The sequence below is a fragment of the Brevundimonas sp. UBA2416 genome, from assembly GCF_002343105.1.
GTDB lineage: Bacteria > Pseudomonadota > Alphaproteobacteria > Caulobacterales > Caulobacteraceae > Brevundimonas.
Genome location: NZ_DDRM01000041.1, coordinates 2239 through 27864 on the forward strand (window position 1 = coordinate 2239; position 25626 = coordinate 27864).

Annotated in this window: 25 protein-coding genes; 9 read left to right on the top strand and 16 right to left on the bottom strand. The window is 69.0% G+C overall.

Features of this window, described 5'->3' with window-relative positions; translation table 11 throughout:
• Nucleotides 1–214: 214 nt before the first annotated feature.
• Together B3E43_RS12985 and B3E43_RS12990 are read left to right on the top strand one after the other, a co-directional pair.
• Nucleotides 215–2398 (top strand): prolyl oligopeptidase family serine peptidase, encoded by a 2184-nt coding sequence (locus B3E43_RS12985; protein ID WP_292030165.1) that lies wholly within the window; start codon nt 215–217, stop codon nt 2396–2398.
• A gap of 157 nt (nt 2399–2555) precedes the next feature.
• Nucleotides 2556–4640, top strand: a complete 2085-nt coding sequence (locus B3E43_RS12990; protein WP_414631359.1) for a prolyl oligopeptidase family serine peptidase — start codon at nt 2556–2558, stop codon at nt 4638–4640.
• A 191-nt stretch (nt 4641–4831) separates the two neighbouring features.
• Here the strand turns inward: B3E43_RS12990 and B3E43_RS12995 are convergent, their stop codons facing one another.
• The 3 genes from B3E43_RS12995 to ftsY form a co-directional block, all read right to left on the bottom strand.
• Nucleotides 4832–5455, bottom strand: coding sequence for a MarR family winged helix-turn-helix transcriptional regulator (locus tag B3E43_RS12995; protein WP_292030169.1), 624 nt, complete (start codon nt 5453–5455; stop codon nt 4832–4834).
• Nucleotides 5456–5544: 89 nt separating this feature from the next.
• Nucleotides 5545–6237, bottom strand: coding sequence for an inner membrane-spanning protein YciB (locus B3E43_RS13000; RefSeq protein ID WP_292030171.1), 693 nt, complete (start codon nt 6235–6237; stop codon nt 5545–5547).
• A gap of 3 nt (nt 6238–6240) precedes the next feature.
• A complete protein-coding gene (gene ftsY, locus B3E43_RS13005; RefSeq protein WP_292030172.1) occupies nt 6241–7176 on the bottom strand; it encodes a signal recognition particle-docking protein FtsY in 936 nt (311 codons plus the stop codon).
• A gap of 208 nt (nt 7177–7384) precedes the next feature.
• On the opposite strand from ftsY, the gene B3E43_RS13010 reads away from it, so the two are divergent.
• Nucleotides 7385–9451 (top strand): NAD(+) synthase, encoded by a 2067-nt coding sequence (locus tag B3E43_RS13010; RefSeq protein WP_292030174.1) that lies wholly within the window; start codon nt 7385–7387, stop codon nt 9449–9451.
• Between the two features lie 130 nt (nt 9452–9581).
• Here the strand turns inward: B3E43_RS13010 and B3E43_RS13015 are convergent, their stop codons facing one another.
• Together B3E43_RS13015 and B3E43_RS13020 are read right to left on the bottom strand one after the other, a co-directional pair.
• On the bottom strand, nt 9582–10457 hold the full coding sequence (locus B3E43_RS13015) for an alpha/beta fold hydrolase (RefSeq protein WP_292030177.1): 876 nt from the start codon (nt 10455–10457) through the stop codon (nt 9582–9584).
• Between the two features lie 88 nt (nt 10458–10545).
• Complete coding sequence (locus B3E43_RS13020; protein WP_292030179.1) at nt 10546–11058, bottom strand: D-glycero-alpha-D-manno-heptose-1,7-bisphosphate 7-phosphatase; 513 nt, start codon at nt 11056–11058, stop codon at nt 10546–10548.
• A gap of 153 nt (nt 11059–11211) precedes the next feature.
• On the opposite strand from B3E43_RS13020, the gene B3E43_RS13025 reads away from it, so the two are divergent.
• Nucleotides 11212–12372, top strand: a complete 1161-nt coding sequence (locus B3E43_RS13025) for a DegT/DnrJ/EryC1/StrS family aminotransferase (RefSeq protein WP_292030181.1) — start codon at nt 11212–11214, stop codon at nt 12370–12372.
• A gap of 9 nt (nt 12373–12381) precedes the next feature.
• Entirely contained in the window at nt 12382–13317 is a 936-nt protein-coding gene (locus tag B3E43_RS13030) for a Gfo/Idh/MocA family protein (protein ID WP_292030182.1), read from the top strand.
• On the opposite strand, the gene B3E43_RS13035 is transcribed toward B3E43_RS13030, so the two are convergent.
• Together B3E43_RS13035 and B3E43_RS13040 are read right to left on the bottom strand one after the other, a co-directional pair.
• On the bottom strand, nt 13314–13808 hold the full coding sequence (locus tag B3E43_RS13035; RefSeq protein ID WP_292030183.1) for a MaoC family dehydratase: 495 nt from the start codon (nt 13806–13808) through the stop codon (nt 13314–13316). The two genes, B3E43_RS13030 and B3E43_RS13035, sit on opposite strands and share 4 nt — an antisense overlap.
• Before the next feature lie 13 nt (nt 13809–13821).
• On the bottom strand, nt 13822–14802 hold the full coding sequence (locus B3E43_RS13040; protein WP_292030185.1) for a threonine ammonia-lyase: 981 nt from the start codon (nt 14800–14802) through the stop codon (nt 13822–13824).
• A gap of 240 nt (nt 14803–15042) precedes the next feature.
• Between B3E43_RS13040 and glpK the strand changes: the two genes are divergently transcribed.
• Both glpK and B3E43_RS13050 read left to right on the top strand, forming a co-directional pair.
• Entirely contained in the window at nt 15043–16548 is a 1506-nt protein-coding gene (gene glpK / locus B3E43_RS13045) for a glycerol kinase GlpK (protein WP_292030186.1), read from the top strand.
• The gene (locus B3E43_RS13050; protein ID WP_292030188.1) at nt 16545–17633 is read left to right on the top strand and encodes a phosphotransferase family protein; all 1089 of its coding nucleotides are present in this window, start codon (nt 16545–16547) and stop codon (nt 17631–17633) included. The genes glpK and B3E43_RS13050 overlap by 4 nt, the downstream gene beginning before the upstream one ends.
• Before the next feature lie 125 nt (nt 17634–17758).
• Here B3E43_RS13050 and B3E43_RS13055 read toward each other — a convergent pair whose 3' ends face one another.
• From B3E43_RS13055 to ccmC, 7 genes are all read right to left on the bottom strand, one after another.
• Nucleotides 17759–19498 (bottom strand): CHAT domain-containing protein, encoded by a 1740-nt coding sequence (locus B3E43_RS13055; protein WP_292030190.1) that lies wholly within the window; start codon nt 19496–19498, stop codon nt 17759–17761.
• 11 nt (nt 19499–19509) lie between these two features.
• A complete protein-coding gene (locus B3E43_RS13060; RefSeq protein WP_292030192.1) occupies nt 19510–20166 on the bottom strand; it encodes a hypothetical protein in 657 nt (218 codons plus the stop codon).
• A 110-nt stretch (nt 20167–20276) separates the two neighbouring features.
• Nucleotides 20277–20909, bottom strand: coding sequence for a DUF1223 domain-containing protein (locus B3E43_RS13065; RefSeq protein ID WP_292030195.1), 633 nt, complete (start codon nt 20907–20909; stop codon nt 20277–20279).
• Between the two features lie 192 nt (nt 20910–21101).
• Nucleotides 21102–21323 carry a hypothetical protein gene (locus B3E43_RS13070; protein WP_292030196.1) on the bottom strand — a complete coding sequence of 74 codons (222 nt, stop codon included), beginning with the start codon at nt 21321–21323 and terminating at the stop codon, nt 21102–21104.
• 34 nt (nt 21324–21357) lie between these two features.
• Nucleotides 21358–21936 (bottom strand): DsbE family thiol:disulfide interchange protein, encoded by a 579-nt coding sequence (locus tag B3E43_RS13075; RefSeq protein ID WP_292030197.1) that lies wholly within the window; start codon nt 21934–21936, stop codon nt 21358–21360.
• A complete protein-coding gene (gene ccmD, locus B3E43_RS13080) occupies nt 21933–22088 on the bottom strand; it encodes a heme exporter protein CcmD (RefSeq protein WP_292030199.1) in 156 nt (51 codons plus the stop codon). Before ccmD ends, B3E43_RS13075 begins: the two co-directional genes overlap by 4 nt.
• 2 nt (nt 22089–22090) lie before the next feature.
• Nucleotides 22091–22813, bottom strand: coding sequence for a heme ABC transporter permease CcmC (gene ccmC, locus B3E43_RS13085; protein WP_292030200.1), 723 nt, complete (start codon nt 22811–22813; stop codon nt 22091–22093).
• Between the two features lie 113 nt (nt 22814–22926).
• Here ccmC and B3E43_RS13090 point away from each other — a divergent pair, with 113 nt between their 5' ends.
• Entirely contained in the window at nt 22927–23151 is a 225-nt protein-coding gene (locus tag B3E43_RS13090) for an alkylphosphonate utilization protein (protein ID WP_292030203.1), read from the top strand.
• Nucleotides 23152–23348: 197 nt separating this feature from the next.
• Here the strand turns inward: B3E43_RS13090 and ccmB are convergent, their stop codons facing one another.
• Nucleotides 23349–24014 carry a heme exporter protein CcmB gene (gene ccmB, locus B3E43_RS13095; protein WP_292030205.1) on the bottom strand — a complete coding sequence of 222 codons (666 nt, stop codon included), beginning with the start codon at nt 24012–24014 and terminating at the stop codon, nt 23349–23351.
• Entirely contained in the window at nt 24011–24610 is a 600-nt protein-coding gene (gene ccmA, locus B3E43_RS13100) for a heme ABC exporter ATP-binding protein CcmA (protein ID WP_292030206.1), read from the bottom strand. The genes ccmB and ccmA overlap by 4 nt, the downstream gene beginning before the upstream one ends.
• A 312-nt stretch (nt 24611–24922) precedes the next feature.
• Between ccmA and B3E43_RS13105 the strand changes: the two genes are divergently transcribed.
• The coding region (locus tag B3E43_RS13105) for an aconitase family protein (RefSeq protein WP_292030209.1) at nt 24923–25626 on the top strand (704 nt) is incomplete at its 3' end.

Consider the following 25626-nt stretch of genomic DNA (forward strand, 5'->3'; position numbering starts at 1 on the left):
TAGTGGCTAGTGGCTAGTGGCGAGTGGCTGGCCGCCGCCGGTGCGGTGGCGCGGCCCGCGCCGCCCTTCTGCTGAAGGCTGGGCGACAATCACTCGCCACTAGCCACTCGCCACTCCTCCAAGATGACAAAGCCGTAACCTCGACGCGCCCGGCTTGCCGCAACCCGACCCGCCGTTAAGGTGCCGCCCGACCCATCGTCGGAGACACCGTTCCATGATCCGTAACGCCGCGCTCGCCGCGCTTCTCGTTTCCACCGCCCTTTGCACGAGCGCCATGGCCCAGACCCCGACCCCGCCCAATCCGCCGCTGGCGGAGGGCGCCTTCGCGACCTCGGATGCGACCGACCCCTATGTGTGGCTGGAAGAGATCGAGGGCGAGCGCGCCATGGCCTGGGTCAATGCCCAGAACGAGCGCTCGCTCGGCGTACTGCGCGGCGACCCGCGGTTCGAAGGTCTGCATCAGCAGGCGCTGGAGATCGTCCAGTCGCGTGACCGCATTCCCGCCCCGGGCTTCCGTCGTCAGGGCGGTACCGAGGTGATCGACAATTTCTGGCAGGACGCGACCCATGTGCGCGGCATCTGGCGCACCACCTCGGTCGAGAGCTACGGCACGGCCGAGCCGGTCTGGGAAACCATTCTCGACGTCGACGCCCTGGCCGCGGCCGAGGGCAAGAACTGGGTCTACAAGGGCGCGACCTGCCTGCCGCCTGAGGAGACCCGCTGCCTCGTCTCCCTGTCGGACGGCGGCAAGGACGCGGTGACGATCCGCGAGTTCGACCGCGCCACCCGCACCTTCGTCGAGGGCGGTTTCGTGCTGGAAGAGTCCAAGGGTGGCGCGTCCTGGGTGGACGAGGACACCCTGCTGATCTCGCGCGATTTCGGGCCCGGAACGCTCACGAGCTCGGGCTATCCGATGATCGTCAAGGTGCTGAAGCGCGGCCAGACCGTCGATCAGGCGCAGACGGTGTTCACGGGCCAGCCGACCGACGTCTCGGTCTCGGGCTATACGCTGCGGGACGCCGACGGCGTGGTGCAGGCGACCCTGATCAACCGCGGCGTCAGCTTCTATGAGGGCGAGACGCACCGGCTGAACGCCGACGGCACGACGACGAAGCTGGAGCTGCCGGCCAAGTCCAATATCAATGCGCTCGTCCGTGGACAGATGGTCTTCACCACGGATCAGGACTGGACCGCCCCTTCAGGGCAGGCGTTCAAAACCGGCGACGTGATCGCCTATGATCTGGCGGCCTGGCTGGCCGATCCAACCGTGCGGGCGCAGCTGGTCATCCGCCCCGGCCCGCGCGAGGCCATTGAGGGCATCTCCAATACCCGCAACAAACTGGTCGTGGCGCTTTACGAGAACGTCCGCGGCTCGGTCTATGTGTATGAACCCAATCCGTCGGGCGAATGGGCGCGCAGCCGGCTGGACCTGCCGCAGAACGTCTCGGTCGGCGTCGGCTCGGCCAGCGAACTGGACGACCGCATCTTCGTCAGCGTCACCGGCTATCTGAACCCGTCGAGCCTGTTCCTCGCCGATGCGGCGACGGGCGAGGCCGATCTGACCAAATCCCTGCCGGCCAAATTCAACGCCGAGGGCATGAGGGTCGACCAGTTCGAGGCCCGCTCGGCCGACGGCACGATGATCCCCTATTTCGTCGTTCATCGCGACGAGATGCCGATGGACGGTTCGAACCCGACCCTGCTGTACGGCTACGGCGGCTTCCAGTCGTCGCTGCTGCCCGGCTATTCGGCCACGGTCGGCAAGCTGTGGCTGGAGCGGGGCGGCGTCTATGTCATCGCCAACACCCGCGGCGGCGGCGAGTTCGGCCCCAACTGGCACCAGGCGGCGCTGCAGGCCAACCGCCAGCGGGCGCATGAGGACTATCAGGCGGTGGCCCAGGACCTGATCACCCGCGGGATCACCAGCCAGCCGCGGCTGGGGATCATGGGCGGGTCGCAGGGCGGGCTGTTCATGGGGGCGATGCTGACCCAGCGCCCGGACCTGATCAACGCCGCCGTCATCCAGGTGCCCCTGTTCGACATGCTGCGCTTCCACCGCCTGCTGGCCGGAGCCAGCTGGATCGCGGAATACGGAAATCCGGACATCCCGGAGGAGCGGGCCTGGATCCAGCAGTATTCGCCCTATCAGAACCTGCGCGCCGACCAGCCCTATCCCGAGGTCTTCATCCACACCTCGACCAAGGACGACCGCGTCCACCCCGGCCACGCCCGCAAGGCGGCGGCGCGGCTGGAGGAGCTGGGCTATCCGGTGCTGTTCTACGAGAACACCGACGGCGGCCACGCGGCGGGGGCCAATCTGCGCGAGACCGCGCGGCGGCTGGCGCTGGAATACACCTATCTGACGCGTCGGCTGATGGACGCGCCGGCGGCGGAATAGGGCATCCTCCGGCGGCGGATGTTTTGATGTGCGGAGTTTGACCATGAACCGATTGATCCTGTCCGCCGCCCTTCCGGCGCTGTTGCTCGCGGCCTGTGCGGGCGGCCCGGCGCCGATACCGGTCCGGGCCCTGTCGGTGGACGAGGTTCCGCGCGTCATGCAGGCGCCGCCGCCCCACTTCCCCGCCGACCTGACGCCCGCCGGAGTCCGCGCCGCCGACGACCATCTGGCGCTTGAGGAGGTCAACGGGGCCGAGGCCATGGCCTTTGTGGCGGAGTCCAACCGGCGGGCGTTGGCCTCGCTGGAGGGCGACCGGCGGTATGAGACGTTCCGGCAGCAGGCCGAGGCGATCCTGACCGCCACCGACCGCATCCCCGGCCCCAGCTTCCTCGGCGACGGCATCGGAAACTTCTGGCAGGACGCGGCCAATCCCAAGGGCATCTGGCGGCGCACGACGCTGGACAGCTACCGTTCGGCGAATACCCAGTGGGAGACCCTGCTCGACATCGACGCCCTGGCCCGCGCCGAGGGCCGGGACTGGGTGTTCAAGGGCGCCAACTGTCTAGTCCCCGCCGAGACCCGCTGCCTGATCAGCCTGTCCGACGGCGGCAAGGATGCGGTGGTGGTGCGGGAGTTCGACACCACGACGCGATCGTTCGTGGACGGAGGGTTCAGCTTGCCTGAGGGCAAACACCGGATCAGCTGGCTGGACGCCGACACGCTTCTGGTCGCCACCGATTTCGGTCCGGGCACCCTTACCGAGAGCGGCTATCCCTTCATCGTCAAGTCGCTGACGCGCGGGCAGACGCTGGCGCAGGCCACCGAAGTCTATCGCGGCGACATCGGCGACGGGGGGTATGGAGTCAGCCCGAGCGTCTACCGAAGCGCTGCCGGCGCGGTCGAGGCGGTGATCTTCCGGCGCCCGCTGGACACCTTCCGTGCCGAAACATGGCGCTGGGTCGATGGCCGGGTGGTCAAACTGGACCTGCCTGAGCGGGTCGGGATCAACGGGACCATGGGCGAGCGGCTGGTGTTCTCGCTCGACGAGGACTGGCACGTCCGCGGGGGCACCCTGCCGGCGGGGGCCATGGTCGTCGCCGGCCTCGACGGGCTTTCAGAGGCCGGGACGGGCACCGCCGCCGTGGTTTTCGCCCCGGGCGAGCGGCAGTCGATCGACAGCGTGCGGGTCATGTCCGACAGCATCCTGGCCGTTGTCTCGGACAATGTCGTTGGGACGCTGAAGCGTTTCGATCCGGCCTCCGGCGGATGGCGTGCGACAGACATCGCCGTGCCTGCCAATAGCGCCGTGGGTCTGGGCGACAGTTCGAAGTCGCGGGGCGAGGTCTTCCTCTCGACCCAGGGCTTCCTGACGCCTCCAACCCTCAGCGTGGCGGACGTCGGTGCGGCGACCATCACTGAACTGCGATCCGCGCCGGCCAAATTCGACGCCTCCACCCATGTCACCGAACAGTTCGAGGCGCGGTCCTCGGACGGGACCATGATCCCCTATTTCGTCACCCGTCCGCGCGACATGGCGATGGACGGCTCAGCCCCGACCATCCTGTTCGGCTACGGCGGCTTCCAGGTCAGTTTCCCGCCCGCCTACAAGCCCGAGATGGGCAAGCTGTGGCTCGAGAACGGCGGCGTCTTCGTCCAGGCCAACATCCGCGGCGGCGGCGAGTTCGGGCCGCAATGGCACCAGTCGGTGCTCAACGAAAACCGCCAACTGGCCTTCGACGATTTCGCGGCGGTGGCGGCTGACCTGCACCGGCGCGGGATCAGTTCGCCGCGCCGCACCGGCATCTATGGTCGTTCGAACGGGGGCGTGCTGACCTCGGTGACGATGACCCAGCATCCGGAGCTGATCAATGCGGCGGTGATCGAGAGCCCGCTGATCGACATGCTGCGCTATCACGAACTGCCCGCCGGGGCCTCGTGGATCGGCGAGTACGGCGACCCGCGCATACCGGAAGAGGCCGCCTGGATCGCGCGATATTCGGCCTATCAGCAACTTCGTCCGGACGCGGAATATCCTCGTGTCTATATCACGACCAATACCCGCGACGACCGGGTCCACCCCGGACACTCGCGGAAATTCGCGGCGCGGCTGGGCGAGATGGGCCACGACCACCTCTATTTCGAGGATACGGCGGGCGGTCACTCCAACGACGCCGACCCGGTCGCCAACGCGCGGCGCTGGGCGAGGCATTATGTGTATCTTGCGCAGCAGCTGATGGATTGAACGCCGCTCTCCGTTGCTATCGTCATTCCGGGCGGAGCGCAGCGTAGACCCGGAACCCAGCGGCGCGCGCGAGCGCGAAACTGTCGGGAGCACAGGCAGCGAGCAGCGACTCGCCGCCGCCGCCGCGGTTGTTTCGCCGCCGTCGCGGCGCCGCTGGGTCCCGGCCTTCGCCGGGATGACGAAAGCGGGGCTCAGGCCGGCTCGACGACCTTCGCCTTCTTCGGCTTGGCGGGTTTTTCGGCCTTGGGCGCCTTGACCGGCTTTTCGGCCTTCGCCGGTTTGGCCGCCTTCTTCGCCAGCTTCTTCGCCTCGCGCGCAGCCTTTTTGGCGGCGCGGGCCTCGGCCTTGGCCTTGTCGGGCGCCGCGTCGGCCTCGCCGGCCAGTTCGGACAGCAGGCCCAGGAAGCCGTCACGCTTGCCCTTGGGCAGCAGGGCCATGATGCGTTTGTCGGCGGCCTCGACCTTCGGGCGGGCCGCGTCCAGTGCGGCCTGACCCGCGGCGGACAGGCTGACGGCCTTGGCGCGGGCGTCGATGCTCGACTTCTCGCGGTCCAGCAGGCCCTTGGTCGTCATGCGCGAGACCAGGTCGGCCAGGGTCGAGCGGTCGATACCGGTGGCCCGGACGAGATCGGTCTGGGTCAGGCCGGATCTCTGCGACACGGCCTCAAGCACGGCGAACTGGCGCTGGGTCAGGCCGTCGGGGCCGGTTTCCTCGGAATAGATGTCGAGCGCCAGCTGCAGCACACGGTGCATCAGGTGGCTGGGCGAGGCGGCAAGGCCGCCGCTGCGCTTCAACTTGTTCCCGGACTTGACCATGAACCGTATCCCTTCGGCCTCGATGGGCCATGCGTAGCAGCGGTGCTTTACGGTTTGACGACGGACGCTCCGTCGGCGGTCCAGATATTTCAGGGCGCGGTGTCAGGCTTCGCCGGCGCCATCGCATCAACCGGCGCATCGGTCGAGGTCAGGTTGCGCATGATCAGCGGGATCTGCGACAGGCCGAAGGCTGAGGATGCAATCCACAGCACGCCCCGGAAGCTGACCCAGACATCGGCGGGATCAACGTCCCCGCGGCCTATCTGCCCGGCCACCCAGCCGACCAGGGCCTCGCTGCGGATCAGTTCGTTGGTGATGGCAACGGCCAGAAAATAGATGCCATAGCGCAGGGTCAGCGTCCGCCACGCCCGGTCGTTGATCGGGATCACCGTGCCCAGCAGGGCTTTCAGCGGCTGTTTGTTGAGCATCACGCCGCCGATCAGGGCGACTGCGAGCGACAGGTTCAGCGCCGTCACCTTGACCTTCACCCACAGGCCGTCGCCGGTCAGAACGGTCAGAAGACCGAAGACAAGGGCGAAGCCGCCGACCAGCAGCGGCATCAGGGCCAGACGCTTCTCGACGATCAGGCCGACCGCCACACCCACGGCGGACCCTGCGACCAGGAACCAGGTCGCCTGGACCAGGGCCTCATCGCCGGTCATGCCGCGCAGGCGCATCACCAGAAAGGCGAGACCGAAGGCCAGCAGGCCGCCGAAATCGACGAGCTGACGCAGGCGGGAGTCGGTCTTCGGGGCCGGTTCGGCGGCGGCGGCGTCACTCATGCGTCAATCCTCAAGCCCGACCAGCAACCTTGAAAAGGCTCGCGCGTCGAAGGGTTGCAGGTCCTCGATGCCTTCGCCCACGCCGATCAGCTTGATCGGGGCGTCCGAGGCCTGGGCCACGGGCACCAGCACCCCGCCGCGCGCCGTGCCGTCCAGCTTGGTCATGACCAGTCCGGAGACATAGGCGGTGCGACCGAAGATCTGTTCCTGCGCCAGGGCGTTGCGGCCGACGGTGGCGTCCAGCACCAGCAGGGTCTCGTGCGGGGCCTCGGGATCGATCTTTTTCAGCACACGCACGATCTTGAGCAGTTCGTCCATCAGGGCGGACTTGTTCTGCAGCCGCCCGGCGGTGTCGATCAGGACGACGTCGTAGCCCTCGACCTTCGCCTTCGTATAGGCGTCAAAGGCCAAGCCGGCGGGGTCGGCGCCGTCGCGGCGGCTCTCGAATGAGGCCCCGGCGCGCTCGGCCCAGACCTTCAGCTGTTCGCGGGCGGCGGCGCGGAAGGTGTCGCAGGCGACGATCATCACCCTGGCGCCCTGTCCGGTCAGGTCGGCGGCGATCTTGCCCAGGGTCGTGGTCTTGCCCGAGCCGTTGACCCCGACGAACAGGGTGACGAAGGGGCGGGCGCCGTTCAGCGGCTCGTAGCGGGCCTCGTGACTGATCAGTTCGGCGGTCACGGCCTCGGCCAGCGCCTCCTTGACCTCGCGCTCATTGGCGCCGGCGCCGAAGCGCAGCTCGCGGAAGCGGGCCACGATCCGGTCGGTGGCGGCGGGCCCCAGGTCGCTCTCCAGCAGATGCTCTTCCAGCCCCTCGAGCGCGGCCTCGGACAGCGGTTCCTTGATGAAGGTCGCGACGACCTGTTCGGTCATCTGTTTCGAGGAGCGGGAGAGGCCCTCGGTCAGGCGCGAGAGCCAGCCCTTTTTCGGCGCGTCGTTCATGCAGCGGGCTTAGCGGGTTCGTTCGGCAAAATCACGCGGTCCGTAAGAGTCTTGCATCTATTCAACCCGCTCATCCCCGCGAAAGCGGGGACCCAGTGCTTTGGCCGGGCGGTTTTGCCCTGTATGAGCATAAACGGCGGTCCAATCCGCCGGCGTCAAGCTGGACAGTACTGGGTCCCCGCTTTCGCGGGGATGAGCGGAAATCTTTATGCCCAAGACCCACCCGTTCCATTCGCCCCGCACCCACGGCTTCGTCCGCGTGGCCGCCGCGACGCCGGTGGTCCATACCGCTGACCCGGCTGCGAACGCCGCCGAGCACATCGCCCTGATCCAACAGGCCGGCGCGCAGGGCGTGGATCTGATGGTCTTCCCCGAGCTGTCGCTGAGCGGCTACGCCATCGACGACCTGCTGATGCAGGACGCGCTGCTGGATCGGGTTGAAGCCTGCATCAAGCCTCTGGCCCTGGCGGCGCATGAGGCCGGGGTGATCGCCGTGGTCGGGGCGCCGATCCGGCAGGGAGACGCCCTGTACAACTGCGCCCTCGTCCTGGCCGGGGGCCGGGCACAGGGGGTGATCCCCAAGAGCTTCCTGCCCAACTATCGCGAATACTATGAAAAGCGCTGGTTCGCGCCGGGCCGGGAGGCGCGCGGCGGCCTGCGGATCGGCGACGACTGGGCGTCGTGGTTCGGGACCAATTTCGTCATCGAGGTCGCCGGGCGGCCCGGCTTCGTCTTCGGGGTCGAGATCTGCGAGGACTACTGGGCGCCGCTGCCGCCCTCGACGCGGCTGGCCCTGGCCGGCGCGCGCATCCTGCTGAACCTGTCGGCCTCGAATGTGCTGATCGGCAAGGCCGATGACCGCAGCCTGCTGTGCGCCAGCCAGTCGGCGCGCGCCATGGCGGCCTATGTCTTCACCGCCTCGGGCTGGGGCGAATCGACGACTGATCTCGCCTGGGACGGGCAGGCGACAATCCACGAACTGGGCGCCTGTATCGCGTCCGGCCCGCGCTTCTCGATGGAGGCGCATCTGACCATCGCCGATATCGACGTCGAACGGATCGGCCTGGACCGTCTGCGCACCGGCACCTTCGCCGACTGTGCCCGTGACGAGGCCCGGCGGGCGGGCGAGGACGACCATATCGGACGGCTGCTGATCGTCGAGGAGGACGCGCCCACGGGTCCGCATGGCGACCTCCTCCGCCCCCTCGACCGCTTCCCCTTCGTGCCCGACGACCCGGCCCGGCTGGATCAGGACTGCTACGAGGCCTTCAACATCCAGGTGCAGGGATTGATGCGCCGGATGAAGGCGACCCATGGCGACAAGGTCGTCATCGGCGTCTCGGGCGGGCTGGATTCGACCCAGGCCCTGCTGGTCGCCTGCCGCGCCTTCGACCGGCTGGGCCTGCCGAGGACCGGGATTCTCGCATACACCCTGCCCGGCTTCGCCACCTCGGAGGGGACGAAGGCCAACGCCTGGGCCCTGATGAAGGCGCTGGGCGTCACGGGCGCCGAGATCGACATCCGCCCGACCGCGCAGACCATGCTGGAGGCTATCGGCCACCCGTTCGCCAAGGGCGAACCGGTTCACGACATCACCTTCGAGAATGTGCAGGCCGGTCTGAGGACGGACTATCTGTTCCGCCTGGCCAACCAGCACGACGCCTTCGTGCTCGGCACCGGCGACCTGTCGGAGCTGGCGCTGGGCTGGTGCACCTATGGCGTCGGCGACCATATGAGCCACTACAACGTCAACGGCGGGGTGGCGAAGACCCTGATCCGGCATCTGATCCGCTGGGTGGCGATGAAGGAGCATACGGGTGGGGCGGCGGACACCCTGCAGGCCATTCTGGACACGGAGATTTCGCCCGAGCTGGTCCCCGCCGGCGCGGACGGCAGGCTGCAGTCCACCGAGGCGACCGTCGGCCCCTATGCGCTGAACGACTTCTTCCTGTTCTACACCACCCGCTTCGGCCTCAAGCCGTCGAAGGTGGCCTATCTGGCCCATCAGGCCTGGAAAGACGCGGCGACCGGCCACTGGCCGACGGCCACGCCGGACGACGAGCGGGTCGAATACGACCTCGCCACGATCAAACACTGGCTGCGGAAATTCCTCTTCCGCTTCTTCCAGACGTCGCAGTTCAAGCGGTCAGCCCTGCCGAACGGGCCGAAGGTGGTCACCGGCGGCTCGTTGAGCCCGCGTGGTGACTGGCGCGCGCCGTCTGACGCAACGGCGCGGGTGTGGCTGGATGAGCTGGAAGCCAACGTCCCGGACTGAGAAAGAGTGGATAGTGGTTAGTGATTAGTGGTTGGCCGCCGACTGCGCAGCACGACGGCCGGCGTCGCCCTTCCGCCAGCAGCGAAGCGGCAATCCCTGACCACTAGTCACTAATCACTAATCACTCCGCTCAAGGCAGCTCGCTCAGGAACGGAAAGATCGCCGCCTTGGCCTCGGGCTCGTCGAGCATGGGGGCGTGGCCGACGCCGGGGACCTCGACGAAATCCATCTTCGGCGCGCGCTTGCGCATCTTCGCCGCGATCTCGGGGCTGAGCAGGTCGGAGGTCTCGCCGCGCACCAGCAGGGTCGGCCGGCCCTTGGCCAGGCGGGTGAAGAAGGGCCACAGATTGGGGACCAGGGCCTTGGCTCCCGCCGCCCGGATCGGGACCATGATGTCGGGGTCGTAGTCCGGGATCGGCGTGCCCTCGGTGCCCATGCGGAAGGTGCGGCGGGCGAAGGCGTCCCAGTCTTCGTCTGAAAGGTGTGGCAGGGCGACCCCGTTGAGCTTGCGCGCATAGGCCGCCGCGTCCGCCCAATTGTTGATCTCGACCGGCTGTCCGGCATAGGCGGCGATGCGGGTCAGGCCCTCCTTCGCTACTTCGGGGCCGACGTCATTGATGATGGCGGCGGCGATGACCTTCGACCGGATGGCGGCCAGCGCCATGGTGATCAGCCCGCCCATGGAGGTGCCGAGAAAGACCGCCCGCTCGATTCCGAGGTCGCGCATCAGGGCCAGCACGTCCTGGGCATAGGTCACGGGCTGATAGGTCATCGGGTCGCGGGCGCGGTCCGACTGGCCCCGCCCGCGGATGTCCACGGCCAGCACCCGCCGGCCGCTCTGGGCGATCAGCGGGGCGATGGCGTCGAAATCGGCCGAGTTACGGGTCAGGCCGTGGATGGCGATGACCGGCAGTTTCGCCGTGCCGGACGCCGCGGCATAGTCGCGGGCGTAGAGGCTCAGCCCATCCGCACTGGACCAGCGGCGCTCGGCGAAGGTCTGGGTCATGACGGGCTCCAAAAAGGCTGTCGGCGCAGCCTATTTCATGGGTGAGGGAATTCCCACCCGACGCGAACTGACAGCCGGCGTCAGCGCTTCAATGACCGAGCAGTTCCCGCACGAATTCCCACAGGTCGCCGCCCTCGAAGCGGAAGCCCGGAACGCCGGCGCGGCGCGCGGCCTCCATGTCCGACGGCTGGTCGCCGATCATGAAGCTCTTCGCCGGATCGATATTGTGATCCGCGATGGCCCGCAGGATCATGCCGGGGTTGGGTTTGCGGTCCGGATGGTCGGGATGGATCCAGGCCTCGACCCGGCCCTCGCTGTGGAAGGGACAGGCGTAGACGGCGCCGATCACGCCCCCCTTGGCCGCCAGCTTGCGGACGACCAGGGTGTTGAAGGCCTTCATCTGGTCTTCAGTGAACAGGCCGCGCGCGACGCCCGACTGGTTGGTCACGATGACGCACAGATAGCCGAGCTGATTCAGGTGCCGCACAGCCTCCGCCGCGCCGGGCATAAGGCGGAGATGCTCTTCCAGATGGGGATAGCCGGTGTCCTCGATCAGCACGCCGTCGCGATCGAGGAAGACGGCGGGGACGCCAGAATTCATGATTTCCGGGCATACGGCGCCGTACACGGTCGTTGCAACCCGTCACGCGAAGTGACGGCGCGGGATTTGGCGGGACAGCGGACGATTTGGTAGGAGGGCGCAACCACCATGGCGCTGACGCCAGCCTGCCGCGCGCCCGGAGACCATCCTGACATGAGCATCGCCTTTATCGACCTGCAGGCCCAGCGCCTTCGTCTCAACGGCCGGATCGAGGCCGCCGTGCAGGAAGCCGTCGTCGGCGGCGCCTGGGTCATGGGCCCGCAGGTGCGACAGTTCGAGGCCGACCTCGCCGCCTTCGGCAAGGCGAAACACGCGCTCGGTTGCGCCAATGGCACCGACGCCCTGATCCTGCCGCTGATCGCCTGGGGCATCCGCACCGGCGATGCGGTCTTCTGTCCCAGCTTCACCTTCACGGCCACGGCGGAGGTCGTGCCCTGGCTGGGGGCCACGCCGGTCTTTGTGGATGTGGACCCGCGGACCTTCAACATGGACCCGGTCCAGCTGGAGGCGGCGATCGAGGCGACCCTGAAGGAGGGTCGGCTCAAGCCCCGCGTGGTCATCGCCGTCGACCTGTTCGGCCAGCCCGCTGACTATCCGGCCATCAAGGCCATCTGTGACCGTTATGGTCTCAAGCTGATCGCCGATTCGGCCCAGGGTTTCGGCTGCACCCTGAACGGCCACCATCCCATCAAATGGGCCGACATCACCACCACCAGCTTCTTCCCGGCCAAGCCGCTGGGTTGCTACGGCGACGGCGGCGCGGTGCTCACGGACGATGACGATCTCGCCCAGGAAATGGACTCGCTGCGGGTCCACGGAAAGGTCGTCGCCAAGGACATGAAGCCTGGCGAGACCTTCGCCCACGACCCCAAATATCTGGCCATGCGGATCGGCATGAACAGCCGTCTGGACACTATCCAGGCCGCCGTCCTGATCGAGAAGCTGAAGGTCTTCGCCCAGGAGATCGAGTGGCGCAACCGCGCGGCGGACCGCTACGCGGCAGGCCTCGCGCCTCACGTCGCCAGTGTGCCCGCCGTGATCGAAGGCGGGGTCTCGATCTGGGCCCAGTATACGATTGAACACGAGAACCGCGACGGCCTGGCAGCGCATCTGAAGGACCAGGGCGTACCCACGGCGGTCTACTATCCCGTGCCCATGCATCTGCAGCCCGCCTATGCGCGGTTCTCCAAGGGGCCTGGCAGCCTGCCGGTCACCGAGCGGCTGATGCAGCGGGTCATCAGCCTGCCGATGCATTCGGATCTCGACGAGGCGACCCAGGACCGGATCATCGCCGCGGTCGCCAGCTTCCGCTAAGGACCGCGCATGACCCAGCACCTCCCCCCGCTCAAGGTCGGCGTCGCCGGCGTCGGCGTCATGGGCCGCAACCATGCGCGCGTCCTGTCCGACATCCGCGACTTCGACCTGACCGCCGTCTTTGACCCGGAAGCCGCCACGGCCGAGGGGGTCGCCGGCCTGTATGACGCAAGGGCCTTCACCGTCGCCGCTGACTTCGTCGCCGCCGGTCTGGACGCCGCCGTGGTCGCCACGCCGAACCGGCATCATGCCGAACTGGGCGTCGCCCTGCTTGAGGCCGGGGTCCATGTGCTGGTCGAAAAGCCGATCGCCGCCACCGTCGCCGACGCCCAGCGGATGATCGATGCGGCAAAAGCCAATAGCCGCGTGCTGATGGTCGGCCAGGTCGAGCGGTTCAATCCGGCGGTCGAGGCGGTCAAGCGCGCCATCGACGGGGACGACGTCATCTCGATCCAGATCACCCGCGTCGGTCCCTTCCCGCCGCGCATGGGCGAGGTCGGGGTGGTCATCGATCTGGCGGTGCACGACATCGACATCATCCGCCACCTGACGGAGTCCGAGATCGTCGAGGTCCAGCCGCAACTGGCCCGCACCAAGGCAGAGCGCGAGGACACCGCCCTGCTCCAGTTCCGTCTTGCCAACGGAACCATCGCCCACATCACCACCAACTGGGTCACGCCCTACAAGGTCCGCACCCTGCAGGTCGCGACCATGAACCGGTTCGTGGTCGCCGATCTGATCACCCGTCAAGTCACGGAGTATTTCGGCCAGCAGGCTGACGGCTCCTACCAGACCCGCGCCGTCAACAGTTGGCCCGCCGAGCCGCTGAAGAAGGAGCTGGAGGCCTTCGCGCACGCGATCCGCACGGGCGAACCGCCGGCGGTCACGGGCGAGGACGGGCTGCGGAACCTCGAGGTGGCGTTGAGGTGTCTGGGGGAGGGCTAGCCGCCTACCACCTGCATCCCCAGCCACTCTGCGATCAACGCCGGCTTGTCCGCGCCCTCGATCTCGACCGTGACCTCGTGCTTCAGCAGCCAGCGGGTGCCGCCCCCCATTGGGCCCTTGTCCTCGGCGGACAGCAGTTTGAACCGTCCCCGGACGTTGGACCCTGCCGGCACCGGGGCGAGGAAGCGGAGCTTGTCGAAGCCGTAGTTGACGCCCATCACCACGCCTTCCAGCGGCGGGACGGCGTCATAGGTCATGGCCGACAGCAGGCTCAGCGTCAGGAATCCGTGGGCGATGGTCCCGCCGAACGGGGTCTGGGCCGCTGCGACCGGGTCGATGTGGATGAACTGGCGGTCCTCCGTGATCTCGGCGAAGGCGTCGATGCGGGCCTGGTCGACGGTGATCCAGCGGCTGACGCCGATCTCCTGACCGATCAGGCCCGGCAGGTCGGCGACGGGGGTGGGGGTTCCCTTGCGTTCGGTGCGGCTCATGCGGTCGGTTCCTTCAGGGGATGGGCGTGAAACGGTCTTCGATGATGGCGGCGAACAGGGCCGGGTCGACATTGCCGCCCGACAGGATGACGGCGGTGGTGCGGTCGCGCGTCTCGATCTTGCCGGCCAGAACGGCGGCCAGCGACACGGCGCCGCCCGGCTCGACCACCTGTTTCAGCACCCGGAAGGCGTAGCGCACCGCCTCGGCCACCTCGGCGTCCGAGACGGTCTCGACCCGGTCGACGCGCTGGTTGATGGGGAAGGTCAGCTCGCCGGGACGATCGGTCATCAGGGCGTCGCAGATGGTGCCCGGCGCGGGCGCATGGGTCAGCCGCTCGTTGGCGGCGATCGACCGCTGCATGTCGTTGTAGTGGTGCGGTTCGACGGCGATCACCGGGCTGTCCGGCGACAGGGCCTCCATCGCCAGATTGATCCCGGCGATCAGGCCGCCGCCGGAGGCGCCGCAGACCAGCTGGTCGATCAGGCCGTCGGCCTGTTCCATGATCTCCAGCCCGATGGTGCCCTGTCCTTCGATGACGAAGGGATCGTCGAACGGGCGGACGAGGACGGAGCCTTTGGAAGCCGCGATCTCCTCGCCGATGGCCTCGCGGCTCTCGGTGTAGCGGTCATACATCCTGACCTCGCCGCCGAAGCCGATGACGCCCTCGACCTTCACCTTCGGACTGTCGGCGGGCATGACGATGATGGCCTCGATGCCCAGGATCTGCGCCGCCGCCGCCACGGCCTGGGCGTGGTTGCCGGAGGAATAGGCGACGACGCCGCGCGCCTTCTCCGCGTCGGTCAGCCGGCTGATCCGGTTCCAGGCCCCGCGGAATTTGAAGGCCCCGGCGCGCTGGAGGTTTTCGGCCTTCAGCAGGATGCGGCCCCCGGTCAGCGCATTCAGCGCGGGGCTCTCGATCAGCGGCGTGCGCACGGCCTGGCCGGCGATCTGGCGGGCGGCGTCCCGGACGCCGGCGAAGGAGGCGGTGTGCATGGGATATCCATACCGCGTGATTTCCTCCCGGCGAAGCCGGCTTTGAAGGCCGGAAGGTTCATCACAACGAACACAACGAAGAATCCACAAAGGGCACGACGGGGCCTGCGCCTGACTCCCCTCCCGTTGTGACCCGTTGTGTTCGTTGTGATGAACCTCCTCTCGCGGGTCCGGCTCAAGGATTGCGGCTTCGCCGCGATGACCGGTTGAGTCTCCGGGCCGCCGCTCTAACCTGCCGGGATGAAGTCCCTCATCCTCGCCATCGACCAGGGCACGACCTCGACCCGGGCCATCGCCTTCGAGGCCGCGCCGGAGGGCGGGCTGCGGCCGGTCGCCGTCAGCCAGATCGAACTGGAGCAGCATTTCCCGCATCCAGGCTGGGTCGAGCACGACGCCGCCGAGATATGGACCGCGACCCTGCAGACCTGCCGCGAGGTGATCCGCAAGGCCGGCGGGGTCGGCCGGTTCGCGGCCATCGGCATCACCAACCAGCGCGAGACCTCTGTGCTCTGGGACGCCGCGACGGGCGAACCGCTGCATCGCGCCATTGTCTGGCAGGACCGGCGCACGGCGGACGTGACCGGCAAACTGGCCGCCGCCGGCCATGAGCCCATGGTTCAGGCGGCGACCGGCCTGATCCTCGACCCCTATTTCTCGGCCTCGAAATTCGCCTGGCTGCTGGACGCCGTGCCGGGCGCCCGGGATCGCGCGGCGAAGGGCGAGGTGAGGGTCGGCACGATCGAATGCTGGTTGATCTGGAAGCTGACGGGCGGCGCGAGCCACGTCACCGACGCCACCAACGCCAGCCGCACCTCGCTGATGGACCTGTCGACGCGCCAGTGGCGGCCCGAGCTCGCAGACCTGTTCAACGTCCCCATGGCGGTCCTGCCGGAGATTCGCGGCTGCGCCGATCCCCTTGGTGACTGCGACGCGACCCTGTTCGGCGCGGCCCTGCCCATCCATGGCGCGGCGGGTGACCAGCAGGCGGCGCTGGTCGGTCATGGCGCGCTCAAGGCCGGGGACGCCAAGATCACCTATGGCACCGGCGCCTTCCTCGTCGCCAATGTCGGGGCGGAAGCCGTCGGCTCGACCAGCCGTCTGCTGGGCACCATGGGCTATGCGGTCGGCGAGGACGTCGCATACGCCCTTGAGGGCTCCATCTTCTCGGCCGGTTCGGCGATCCAGTGGTTGCGCGACGGGCTGAAGGTCATCAGCGAGTCACGCCAATCCGAGGCCATGGCCCAGGGGCTGAAGGACAACGGCGGCGTCTATCTGGTCCCCGGCTTCACCGGCCTCGGCGCGCCCTGGTGGGAGCCGGAGGCGCGGGGAACCATCGTCGGCCTGACCCGCGACAGCGGCCCGGCCCAGATGGTGCGAGCGGCGCTGGAATCGCTGGCCTACCAGACCCGCGACCTGCTCGACGCGCTGGAAAAGGACGGGGCGCCGAAGCTGAAGGTGTTGAAAGTCGACGGTGGGGTCACCGCCAACGCTTTCGCCATGCAGTTCGTCGCCGACATCTGCGACGTCGTGGTTGAACGCCCGGCGTTCCAGGAAATGACGGCGCTGGGCGCGGCCAAGCTGGCGGCGCTGGGCGTCGGCCTGATCGATGATCTGGAGGACCATCCGGTCGAGGCCCCGGCGCGCTGGACGCCCCGGATGGCACCGGAAGAGCGCGAGCGGTTGTTGAAGGGCTGGCGCGGCGCGGTCCGCGCGGCCATCATCGCCGCCCACCCGGAAGACGCATGACCCAACCCACCGAAGACGCGCAAATTGCCGATGCCCAGGCGACCTTCTCCGGGACGCGGGAGGTCGATCCCCGCTATGCGCTCGATGAGGCGGCGCTGGATCGCTGGCTCGCGGCGAGTGTCGAGGGTTATGCAGGGCCGCTGAGCGTGCGCCAGTTCAAGGGGGGGCAGTCGAACCCGACCTATGAACTCGTCACGCCCGGCCACGCCTATGTCCTGCGCCGCAAGCCGCCGGGGACCCTGCTGCCCAGCGCCCATGCGGTCGATCGTGAGTTCACCGTAATCTCGGCCCTGCACAAGCAAGGTTATCCGGTCGCCCGGCCCTACGCCCTGTGCACGGACGACAGCGTCATCGGCTCGATGTTCTATGTCATGGACAAGGTCGAGGGCCGGGTGCTGTGGGACCTGAAACTGCCGGGCATGGAGCCCGCCCAGCGCCGCGCCATCTATGACAGCCAGGTCGATACGCTTGCCGCCCTGCACGCCTTCGAGCCCGCCACCATCGGACTGTCCGACTACGGACGGCCCGGCAACTATTTCGAGCGGCAGGTCGGGCGCTGGACCAAACAGTATCGCGCCTCGGAGATCGATCCGATTCCGGCGATGGACCGACTGATCGAGTTCCTGCCAGTCACCCTGCCGCCGGACGGACCGACGCGGATCGTCCATGGGGACTTCCGCCTCGACAACCTGATCCTCGCCCACGACGGGCCGCAGGTCCGCGCCGTGCTGGACTGGGAGCTGTCGACGCTTGGTGATCCGATGGCGGACTTTTCCTATCTGCTCATCGCCTGGGTCATTCCGGCGACGGCGCGGAACGGTCTTGCCGGAGCCGATATCGAGGCGCTCGGCATTCCGTCAGTGGCCGAGACGGTCGAGCGCTATGCGAAGCTGACGGGGACCGCGCCGGCCAATCTGGACTGGCTGTTCGCCTACAACCTGTTCCGGCTCGCGGCCATCTGTCAGGGCATAGCCGGGCGCGTCCGGGACGGGACGGCGGCTTCGGCCCACGCCCGCACCATGGCGGCCCAGGTGCCGATGCTGGCGGCGGGCGCGCTGAGTTTCGCGGAGAAGGCGGGGGCCTGAGGAGGGTATTGGGGATTAGGGATTAGGGATTAGGAGGGCTTGGGGCTTGGGGGGCTTGTCCGGCCGTCGATCCGTTCGGCCCCGCTGCGACCTAGTCCCTAATCCCTAATCCCCAATACCCTCTCTCACCCCGGCTCGCCGACCAGCGTGAAGGCCGCCCAATAGGCCGGATGCGCCCAGCGGCGTTCGGCGCGGACGGCGCGGATGCCGGCCTGGAGCGCCCGGGCGCGGACGCCGGGATCCCCGGCGCGGTTGTCGTCGAGATCGGCGAAGGTCGAGGTGATCAGGGTCGTCGTCGCGGCGTCGGACACCTCCCAGTGCGACACCATCACCGACCGGGCCCCGGCGTAGAAGAAGGCGCGCGCGAGACCCGACAGTCCCTCGCCGCCGGGCCGCCCGTCGGAGGCGGCGGTGTTGCAGGCCGACAGGACCACGAACTCGGCATTGAGCCGCAGCTGGGCCGCCTCGGAGGCGCTCAGATAGCCGTCGTCGGCCTCGGTGGCCTGATCGGGCGGGGTCATGACCAGTCCGGGCTCGGCGGCGGCGGAGCCGGCCATCAGGCCGTGGGTCGAGAAGACCACGAACCGCGCGCGCGACAGGGCGTCGGCGTCGACGGCGCGCACCGCATGCTCGGTCGCCTCGAGACCGATCCGGACGAGGGCTTCAGGATAGCGGGTCTTCAGCGTCTCCAGTTCCAGCTTCGAACCGGGCAGGGCGGGCAGGGCGCGCAGCTTGCCGACATCGGCCAGCCGGCCTTCGCCCATGACATCGTCCGCCGCCGGCGAGCCGCGCGTGGCGTTCACAGGTTCGCCGGTCAGCAGCGGGGCCCCGAAGGCGGCGAGGTGCAGGCGGGCGCCGCCGGCGTCGGCCCGGCGCGCCACGGCCCCGCGACGGGGCGGACAGCCGGGGCTGCGCAGCGCGGGGTCGGCGACCAGATGACAGCGCAGGGCCTCAAGGCTCGACACCGACGGCAGGGTGGCGAGGGCGTAACGGTCGATCAGCCATGGTGTCGCTGCCAGGGCTTCGGGCGCGGCATCGGAGCCGGACGGCGCGCCGGTCGTCAGCACCGACAGGGGCAGGGAGGTCAGGGCGCCGGTGACGACCGAGATCAGGGTGGTCTTGCCTTCAAAGGCGCTTTCGACCGGCTCTACGAGCTCCGTGTACAGACGATGCGCCGTGGAGCGATCAAAGGGTGTCGCCTGCGGCCCCGCGAACAGGAGCGGATCGACGTCCTGCCCGCCGCGCACGGCGCCGGCGCTGGTCAGGGAGGCGCGCAGCCGGTTCACCGCCTCGGTCATGGCCGCGTCGCCGAGGGTCTCCGCCCGGGCCCATTCGACCCGCTCACGCGAAACGCCCCAGACATAGGTCGCCTCGGGATTGACCAGCACCAGCAGCAGGCCCTCGTCGGGGCCGAGCAGGGCCTGGGTCTCGGCGATCGACAGGGCGCGCGGGCTGGTCAGTTCGGAATAGGCGGGGAAGCGGGCGTCGATGTCGGCGTCCACGGTCCGCAGTCGTTCGACGGTCGCCTCCCACGCGGTCCGGCTCCGCGCGCGTTCGGCCAGGGCGGCGGCGTCTTCCGAGGCGTAGAGCCGCTCCAGTTCGCGCTCCAGCCGATCGCGGCGCTCGATCAGGGTCTCGCGCTCTTCCGCCAGCCGGCCGAGGGCGTCGTCGCCCTGGGCGAACCGGGCCGAAACACGCGCCAGGGCGTCGGCGGCGTCGGAGGCGATGGCCCATTGCGCGGCCTCATACGCCTCGGCGCGCAGGGCGGCGGGCGACTCCTGACGCGCGGGAGCGGGGCCGGCGCCGAGGACGGCGGCGATTGCGGCGACCGAAGCCAGATACCTTGCGAGTCTGGCAGCGATCATCCGGCAGGGCCTCAGTTGCTCAGGACCTGGACCTTGGTCCAGACGTCGCCGCGGTTGACGATGTCGATCTGCATCTGGCCGCCGGCGCGCGGCGAGACGGTGCAGACCGGATAGTGGTCACCGAAGCCGTCGCGGCAGACCACGGCGCCGCGGGCGTCGCGCACGACCAGGTCGATATTGGTGTCGCCGTCGCCGATGGCCGCGACGCGCAGGATTTCACCGCCGCGCGCCTCAACGTCGAAGGCCCAGCGCTCGCGGGCCTGCAGCGATTTCACGGTCAGGACCGGACCGGCCCCGAAGGTTGAGGAGCGCACGCCCCGGGTCAGGGGGTCGCGCAGCCGGTCGATGGCGTCGACGACGCCGGGATTGTCACCGGCCATGGCCGCGGCCTCGTCCAGCAGGCTGGCGGCGGTCAGGAAGGGGGCCTCGTCTCCGGCCTGGCGAACAGGCACCTCGGCCAGCAGACGCGCGGCCATGATCAGGGCCCCTGCGTCATTGCGGTCGCGGCCCCAGGCGGCCAGTTCGGCGGCGGTGAGGACCTGGGTGACGCCGCGCGCGGCCGGCGTATTGGCAAGGTCGTCCTGCCCGGCCGCCGCCATGGCGGCGCAGCCGAAAAGCAGGCTGATCGCCAGGCCCGCGCCGATCCATGTCCGTCCGCCGATACGCATCACCGTTCCCGCTCGCTGTCCGGCCCATGGACTGCGGGCCGATCATGCACTTTCCGGAGCTTTGGGAGAACGGGGATACTGACGGAAACTGACACGACGCCGCCGATGTCTCAGTGCGGAGCCAGGACGGCGCCGTTCAGGATGCGCCGGTCATCCTTCGCCTGAACCAGGACGGCGACGGCCAGCCCTGGTTCCAGCGCGGCGGGCAGGGCGTAGAGGGCGGGACGGCCGGTCCATTCGCCGAGCGTCCGCACCGAGCGCACCACGTTCATGTGCCGCACCGTGCGCCCGCGGTTGTCGCCCCGCGCGATCTCGACCTCCTGCGGCCCGGGCGTGAAGGTCACGGCCACCACCTCGGCGCCCCCGGCCGGCGCGCGGCCCGAGCCGACCCCGACGCGGTCGCCGCCCTCGCGGAATTCGATCTCGGGCGGAAAGACGCGGCGCGCGGCCTCCTCGTCGATGGCGCTCTGCAGGGCCGGCGTCTGGGCGCCGACGACCTGACGGCGGCCGTCGATCACCACCTGGGGGGTCGAGACGTCCCGCAGCCGCAGGGGTTTGCGATAGGCGCGCTGGCGCTGGGCGAACTCCGGCCGGGCGAAGGTGTCCTCCCAGCCCAGATAGTCCCAGTAGTCGACGGCGTAGGTCAGGGCGATCACGCCGGGCTCTGTCGCGACGGACTCGAACCGGGCGTTGGCCTCGGGACAGCCGGCGCAGCCCTGGGCGGTGAACAGTTCGATGACCACGGGCTCAGGCGGGGCTTCCCGGGCGGCACGGGCCGACGACGGCTGGGCCACAGACCCCGCCGCGACAAGAGCGGCCGTGAGAGCCGCAACAGGGATGATCCAGCCCCTCGTCCGCATGGCGCAAAGGTTAATCACGGCAGGCGAAAACGCGCCGCTCATTTTCGCGTGAAGGCCGAACGAGGCGGTGGATGGCTAGACGCGGATGTCCAGCAGGGCGCCGGGGCGCGGGGGCCGCTCTTCGTCAGCCGCCGTTGTGGACTGCACTGTCGCTGTGCGAACGGGCGGTTCTGCGCCCCCGGCCTGCACCGCATCCAGCGCCGCCCTGAAGAAGTCCGAACGCGCCGCGCGCACAGGGGCCTGTGCGGGCTGCAGCGGGGTCGGGAAGGACGGCAGGTTGGGTCGAATCGCGCTCATGCCGGCAGGGTTAACGAAAACCGTCGGAAAGAGGTTAACGCCCCGGTTCGCGCGGCGTGGACGTGGGCAGCGGCCGGGCCGGCGCCTGAATGGCGGCGACCAGCCGTTCGATCTCGGCCGCGTCGAGCAGGGGCCCGGACGACTTGGCCACGACCTGACCCATGGCATTGACGGCGAAGGTTTCGGGCGCGCCGGTGATGCCAAGATCGAGGCCCGCCCGGCCATCCCGGTCGACCAGCACCATGGTATAGGGATCGCCGAGTTCGTCGAGGAAGGCGCGGGTGGCGACGGGATCATCCTTCCAGGCCACCCCGACCACGGCCACGCCGCGCGCCTGGAGCGCCATCAGAGCGGGATGCTCGGCCCGGCAGGGCGCGCACCAGCTGGCGAACACATTGACCAGCATCGGCTTGCCGACACCCGCGGTCTTCAGGTCGAGATGGCCGGGACCGGGCTGGTCGCCCGTCAGCAGCGGCAGGACGGTCTCGGGGATCGGCTGGCCGACGATGGCGTCAGGCTTGATCGCCGGATCGCGCTTCAGCGACCAGCCGATGAACAGGGCCGCCAGCGCCACGAGGACGATCAGCGGGACGACGGAGAGCCAGCGGCTCATGACCGGGGTTCGTCTTCCAGCCGCTTGAGCTCCGCTGACCAGCGGCGGGCCGAGGTCAGGGCGCGGGCGGTGAGCGCGGCCAGAACGACGGCGCTCAGGCCCCAGGCGGGCCAGACGAAGGCGGCGTATTTGCCCATGTCGAGGTCGAGCATGATCAGGCCTCCAGAGCCCTGCGGGCGCGGATCGACAGCACCCGCCGGCGAATGATCTCGGTGCGGATCGAGGTCAGCCAGATGGCCAGGAACAGGGCGGTCCAGGCGGCCATCATCATCAGCAGGGGCGTGAGAAAGACGGCGGACATCGACGGTCCATCGGCCCGCAGCAACGAGGCCGGCTGGTGCAGGGTGTTCCACCAGTCGACCGAGAATTTGACGATCGGCAGATTGATCAGCCCGACCAGCCCCAGCACCGCGGCGGCCCGCGCCGCCTTCGCCTCATCGTCGATTGAGGCCCGCAGCGCCATATAGCCGAGGTAGAACAGGAACAGGATCAGCACCGACATCAGCCGCGCATCGCCCCAGGCCCACCAGGCCCCCCACATCGGCTTGCCCCACAGGCTGCCGGTCACGAGCGCCAGGGCCGTAAACGCCGCGCCGGGCAGGGCGGCGGCGCGGGCGGCGGCATCGGCCAGCGGATGGCGGAACACCAGGGCGAAGAAACTGGACACGCCCAGCGCGGCATAGGCCATCAGGCCGAGCGTGGCGGCGGGCACATGGACGAACATGATCCGCACCGTATCGCCCTGCTGATAGTCCTCGGGCGCGATGAAGCTGAACCAGGTCGCGGCCGCCAGCAGGACGGCGGCCAGCCCCCACAGCACCGGCGTCAGCGGACGGGTGAAGCGCAGGAACCGGTCGGGATTGGCGAGGCCGAACATCGTCCGGTCTTTAGCGGGCCGGACGGGCGCGCGCCATATACGGACTTCTCCGGGTGGCGTCTGGTCGCGGGCGGCGTGCTATGGGGCGATACTCCCGACCCGAAAGACCCGCCATGACCGACGACGTGACCAAGGACTCCAACGGCAACATCCTGGCCGACGGCGACAGCGTGACCCTGATCAAGGACCTCAAGGTCAAGGGCTCGGGCGGGGTGACGCTGAAGCGCGGGACCCTGGTCAAGAACATCCGCCTGACCGGGGATGCGGACGAGATCGAGGCCAATGTCGACAAGGTCCGCGGGCTGGTGCTGCGCACCGAGTTCGTGAAGAAGGCCTGACCGGCGGGTTCCACCGCGCGAAGCCCAAGAACCCCTGGGTCGAGCTGGTTCATCACAACGGACACAACGAAGCCACGACGAACACAACGGGATCGCGTCAGGCTCCGGCCCCGTCGTGCCCGCTGTGAGACCGTTGTGTCCGTTGTGACGAACCCTGAGCCGACAACCGCCTCAAATTGCGCTTCGCGCGGCTGGCCTCACCCCTGCGCGTTCCGCACTGCCGCCGCGCCAGCAAACGGTGTGACCACGGCCGCGAACAGGACATAGGCGGCGAGGAAGGCGAGCGCCGGGGCCGGATCAAGGCCGTTGACGGCCCGCTCGAGCGCGCCCGCGCCGAACACCACCGGCGGGATGAACAGCGGCAGCACGACCACGGCGATCAGCAGGCCGCCGCGCTTCGACCCGAGCGCCAGCGCCGCGCCCAGCGCGCCGGTCAGGGCGAAGCCGAGCGAACCGATCAGGGCGGAAAGCGCGACCAGCGGGGCCAGCGACGGCGGCAGGCCCAGGGTGATGGCGGCGACCGGGGCGGTCAGGGCCAGCGGCACGCCGACCGCCAGCCACTGGGCCTTGGCCTTGGTCAGGACGACCAGCTCCAGCGGGACGGGGCCGAGGGCGATGAGGTCGAGGGCGCCGTCCTCCAGATCGCGCTCGAACAGCCGCTCCAGCGACAGGATCGAGGACAGGGCGAGGGCCAGCCAGGCGACGCCGCCGGCGATCGGCCTCAGGCCCGCCGGGTCGCCGCCCGCCGCCAGCGGAATCAGCGCCGTCAGACACAGGAAGAAGCCGCAGGCTAGCAGCGGCCCGCCGCCGCCGGACCATGCCAGGGCCAGCTCGCGCCGGAACAGGATCATCAGCCCCTTCATCGCCCGGCCCCGATATCGAGCGGCCGCGCCGTGACCGGCAGGGGATCATGAACGGCGGCGAGGATGGCGCCGCCCTTGTCGAGATGCGCCTGCATCATCAGGCCCAGCGCCGCCCGCCAGCGGGCGTCCAGCGGGGCGAAGGGCTCGTCCAGCAGCCACAGGGGGCGCGGCGCGGCGACCAGACGCGCGAAGGCCAGGCGGCGGCGCTGTCCGGCCGACAGCTTGCGCACCTCGAGGTCAAGCAGGGGCTCCAGCGCGAGGACATCGATCGCGGCGGCGATCCCGTCCGCATCGGCGCCGGCCCATTCCGACTGGAAGGTCAGTTCGTCGCGAGCCCGACGGCCGGTCTTCAGCCCATCCTGATGGCCCAGCCAGTGGATGTGGCGCGTCCGGGCCTCGGCGGGTTCGCTGTCGGCGAAGGCGATGATCCCCGCATCGGGCCGGATGAAGCCGGCCAGCGCACGCAGCAGGCTGGTCTTGCCCGCGCCATTGGCGCCGGTCAGGGCCACGGCCTCGCCCGGGGCGATGTGGAAGGACAGGTCACGGAACAGCACGCGTTCGCCGCGGGAAACCGTGAGGGCGGAGACGGTGATCACTGCGTCTCCCTCCCCTTCATGGGGAGGGATGTCGGCGCGAAGCGACGACAGGGTGGGGTGCGTCTGGAATTCCCCACCCGGTCGCTGCGCGACCACCCTCCCCACTTCGGGGGAGGGAGAGCGTTTGTGCGACCCGTTCGCAATGACCCCATGCCCGACGGGGATACATGGACGCGCCCCGGAACCCTCGCTATATCCGGCCCCGCCGCAGCAGGCGTTCGCCGCGCGCGTCGGGGACCTGTGCGCCCCGCCGTCGACCGCGCGTTCGTGCAACCGGATTGTCGGGCGGCGTGAACCAGAGGAAGCCTCTCCATGCCGTCAGTCGACAGCCTCAAGACCCGCCGGGACATCACCGTCGGGCGCAAGAAATACGCCTATTACAGCCTTCCGGCCGCTGAGGAAGCGGGCCTGACCGGGATTTCCCGCCTGCCGCGCTCGATGAAGGTGCTGCTGGAGAACCTGCTGCGCAATGAGGACGGGGTTTCCGTCAGCGAAGCCGACCTCAGGGCCGTCGCCGCATGGATCGAGAACAAGGGCTCGGTCGAGCACGAGATCGCCTTCCGCCCGGCCCGGGTCCTGATGCAGGACTTCACCGGCGTGCCCGCCGTGGTCGACCTGGCCGCCATGCGCGACGCCATGAGCGCGCTCGGCGCCGACGCGACCAAGATCAATCCGCTGGTGCCCGTTGATCTGGTCATCGACCACTCGGTCATGGTCGACCATTTCGGCACGCCCGGCGCCTTCAACCAGAACGTCGAGCGCGAATATGAGCGCAACATCGAGCGCTATAATTTCCTGCGCTGGGGTTCGTCGGCCTTCAACAATTTCCGCGTCGTGCCCCCCGGCACCGGCATCTGCCACCAGGTGAACCTCGAGAACCTGGCCCAGACCGTCTGGACCGTGGCCGAGGGCAAGGCGACCGTCGCCTATCCCGACACCGTGGTCGGCACCGACAGCCACACCACCATGATCAACGGCCTGGCCGTCCTCGGCTGGGGCGTCGGCGGCATCGAGGC

Bases quoted from the DNA above. Each gene is read 5' to 3' on its own strand.
- B3E43_RS13075 (WP_292030197.1), bottom strand. From the start codon at position 21,936: ATGAGCCGCTGGCTCTCCGTCGTCCCGCTGATCGTCCTCGTGGCGCTG.
- B3E43_RS13030 (WP_292030182.1), top strand. From the start codon at position 12,382: ATGACCCAGCACCTCCCCCCGCTCAAGGTCGGCGTCGCCGGCGTCGGC.
- B3E43_RS13070 (WP_292030196.1), bottom strand. From the start codon at position 21,323: ATGAGCGCGATTCGACCCAACCTGCCGTCCTTCCCGACCCCGCTGCAG.
- B3E43_RS13000 (WP_292030171.1), bottom strand. From the start codon at position 6,237: ATGAGTGACGCCGCCGCCGCCGAACCGGCCCCGAAGACCGACTCCCGC.
- B3E43_RS13050 (WP_292030188.1), top strand. From the start codon at position 16,545: ATGACCCAACCCACCGAAGACGCGCAAATTGCCGATGCCCAGGCGACC.
- B3E43_RS13090 (WP_292030203.1), top strand. From the start codon at position 22,927: ATGACCGACGACGTGACCAAGGACTCCAACGGCAACATCCTGGCCGAC.
- B3E43_RS12990 (WP_414631359.1), top strand. From the start codon at position 2,556: ATGCAGGCGCCGCCGCCCCACTTCCCCGCCGACCTGACGCCCGCCGGA.
- B3E43_RS13060 (WP_292030192.1), bottom strand. From the start codon at position 20,166: ATGCGTATCGGCGGACGGACATGGATCGGCGCGGGCCTGGCGATCAGC.
- B3E43_RS13020 (WP_292030179.1), bottom strand. From the start codon at position 11,058: ATGAATTCTGGCGTCCCCGCCGTCTTCCTCGATCGCGACGGCGTGCTG.
- B3E43_RS13035 (WP_292030183.1), bottom strand. From the start codon at position 13,808: ATGAGCCGCACCGAACGCAAGGGAACCCCCACCCCCGTCGCCGACCTG.
- ccmC (WP_292030200.1), bottom strand. From the start codon at position 22,813: ATGTTCGGCCTCGCCAATCCCGACCGGTTCCTGCGCTTCACCCGTCCG.
- ccmB (WP_292030205.1), bottom strand. From the start codon at position 24,014: ATGAAGGGGCTGATGATCCTGTTCCGGCGCGAGCTGGCCCTGGCATGG.
- B3E43_RS13010 (WP_292030174.1), top strand. From the start codon at position 7,385: ATGCCCAAGACCCACCCGTTCCATTCGCCCCGCACCCACGGCTTCGTC.
- ftsY (WP_292030172.1), bottom strand. From the start codon at position 7,176: ATGAACGACGCGCCGAAAAAGGGCTGGCTCTCGCGCCTGACCGAGGGC.
- B3E43_RS13025 (WP_292030181.1), top strand. From the start codon at position 11,212: ATGAGCATCGCCTTTATCGACCTGCAGGCCCAGCGCCTTCGTCTCAAC.
- ccmD (WP_292030199.1), bottom strand. From the start codon at position 22,088: ATGCTCGACCTCGACATGGGCAAATACGCCGCCTTCGTCTGGCCCGCC.
- B3E43_RS12995 (WP_292030169.1), bottom strand. From the start codon at position 5,455: ATGGTCAAGTCCGGGAACAAGTTGAAGCGCAGCGGCGGCCTTGCCGCC.
- B3E43_RS13040 (WP_292030185.1), bottom strand. From the start codon at position 14,802: ATGCACACCGCCTCCTTCGCCGGCGTCCGGGACGCCGCCCGCCAGATC.
- glpK (WP_292030186.1), top strand. From the start codon at position 15,043: ATGAAGTCCCTCATCCTCGCCATCGACCAGGGCACGACCTCGACCCGG.
- B3E43_RS12985 (WP_292030165.1), top strand. From the start codon at position 215: ATGATCCGTAACGCCGCGCTCGCCGCGCTTCTCGTTTCCACCGCCCTT.
- B3E43_RS13055 (WP_292030190.1), bottom strand. From the start codon at position 19,498: ATGATCGCTGCCAGACTCGCAAGGTATCTGGCTTCGGTCGCCGCAATC.
- B3E43_RS13015 (WP_292030177.1), bottom strand. From the start codon at position 10,457: ATGACCCAGACCTTCGCCGAGCGCCGCTGGTCCAGTGCGGATGGGCTG.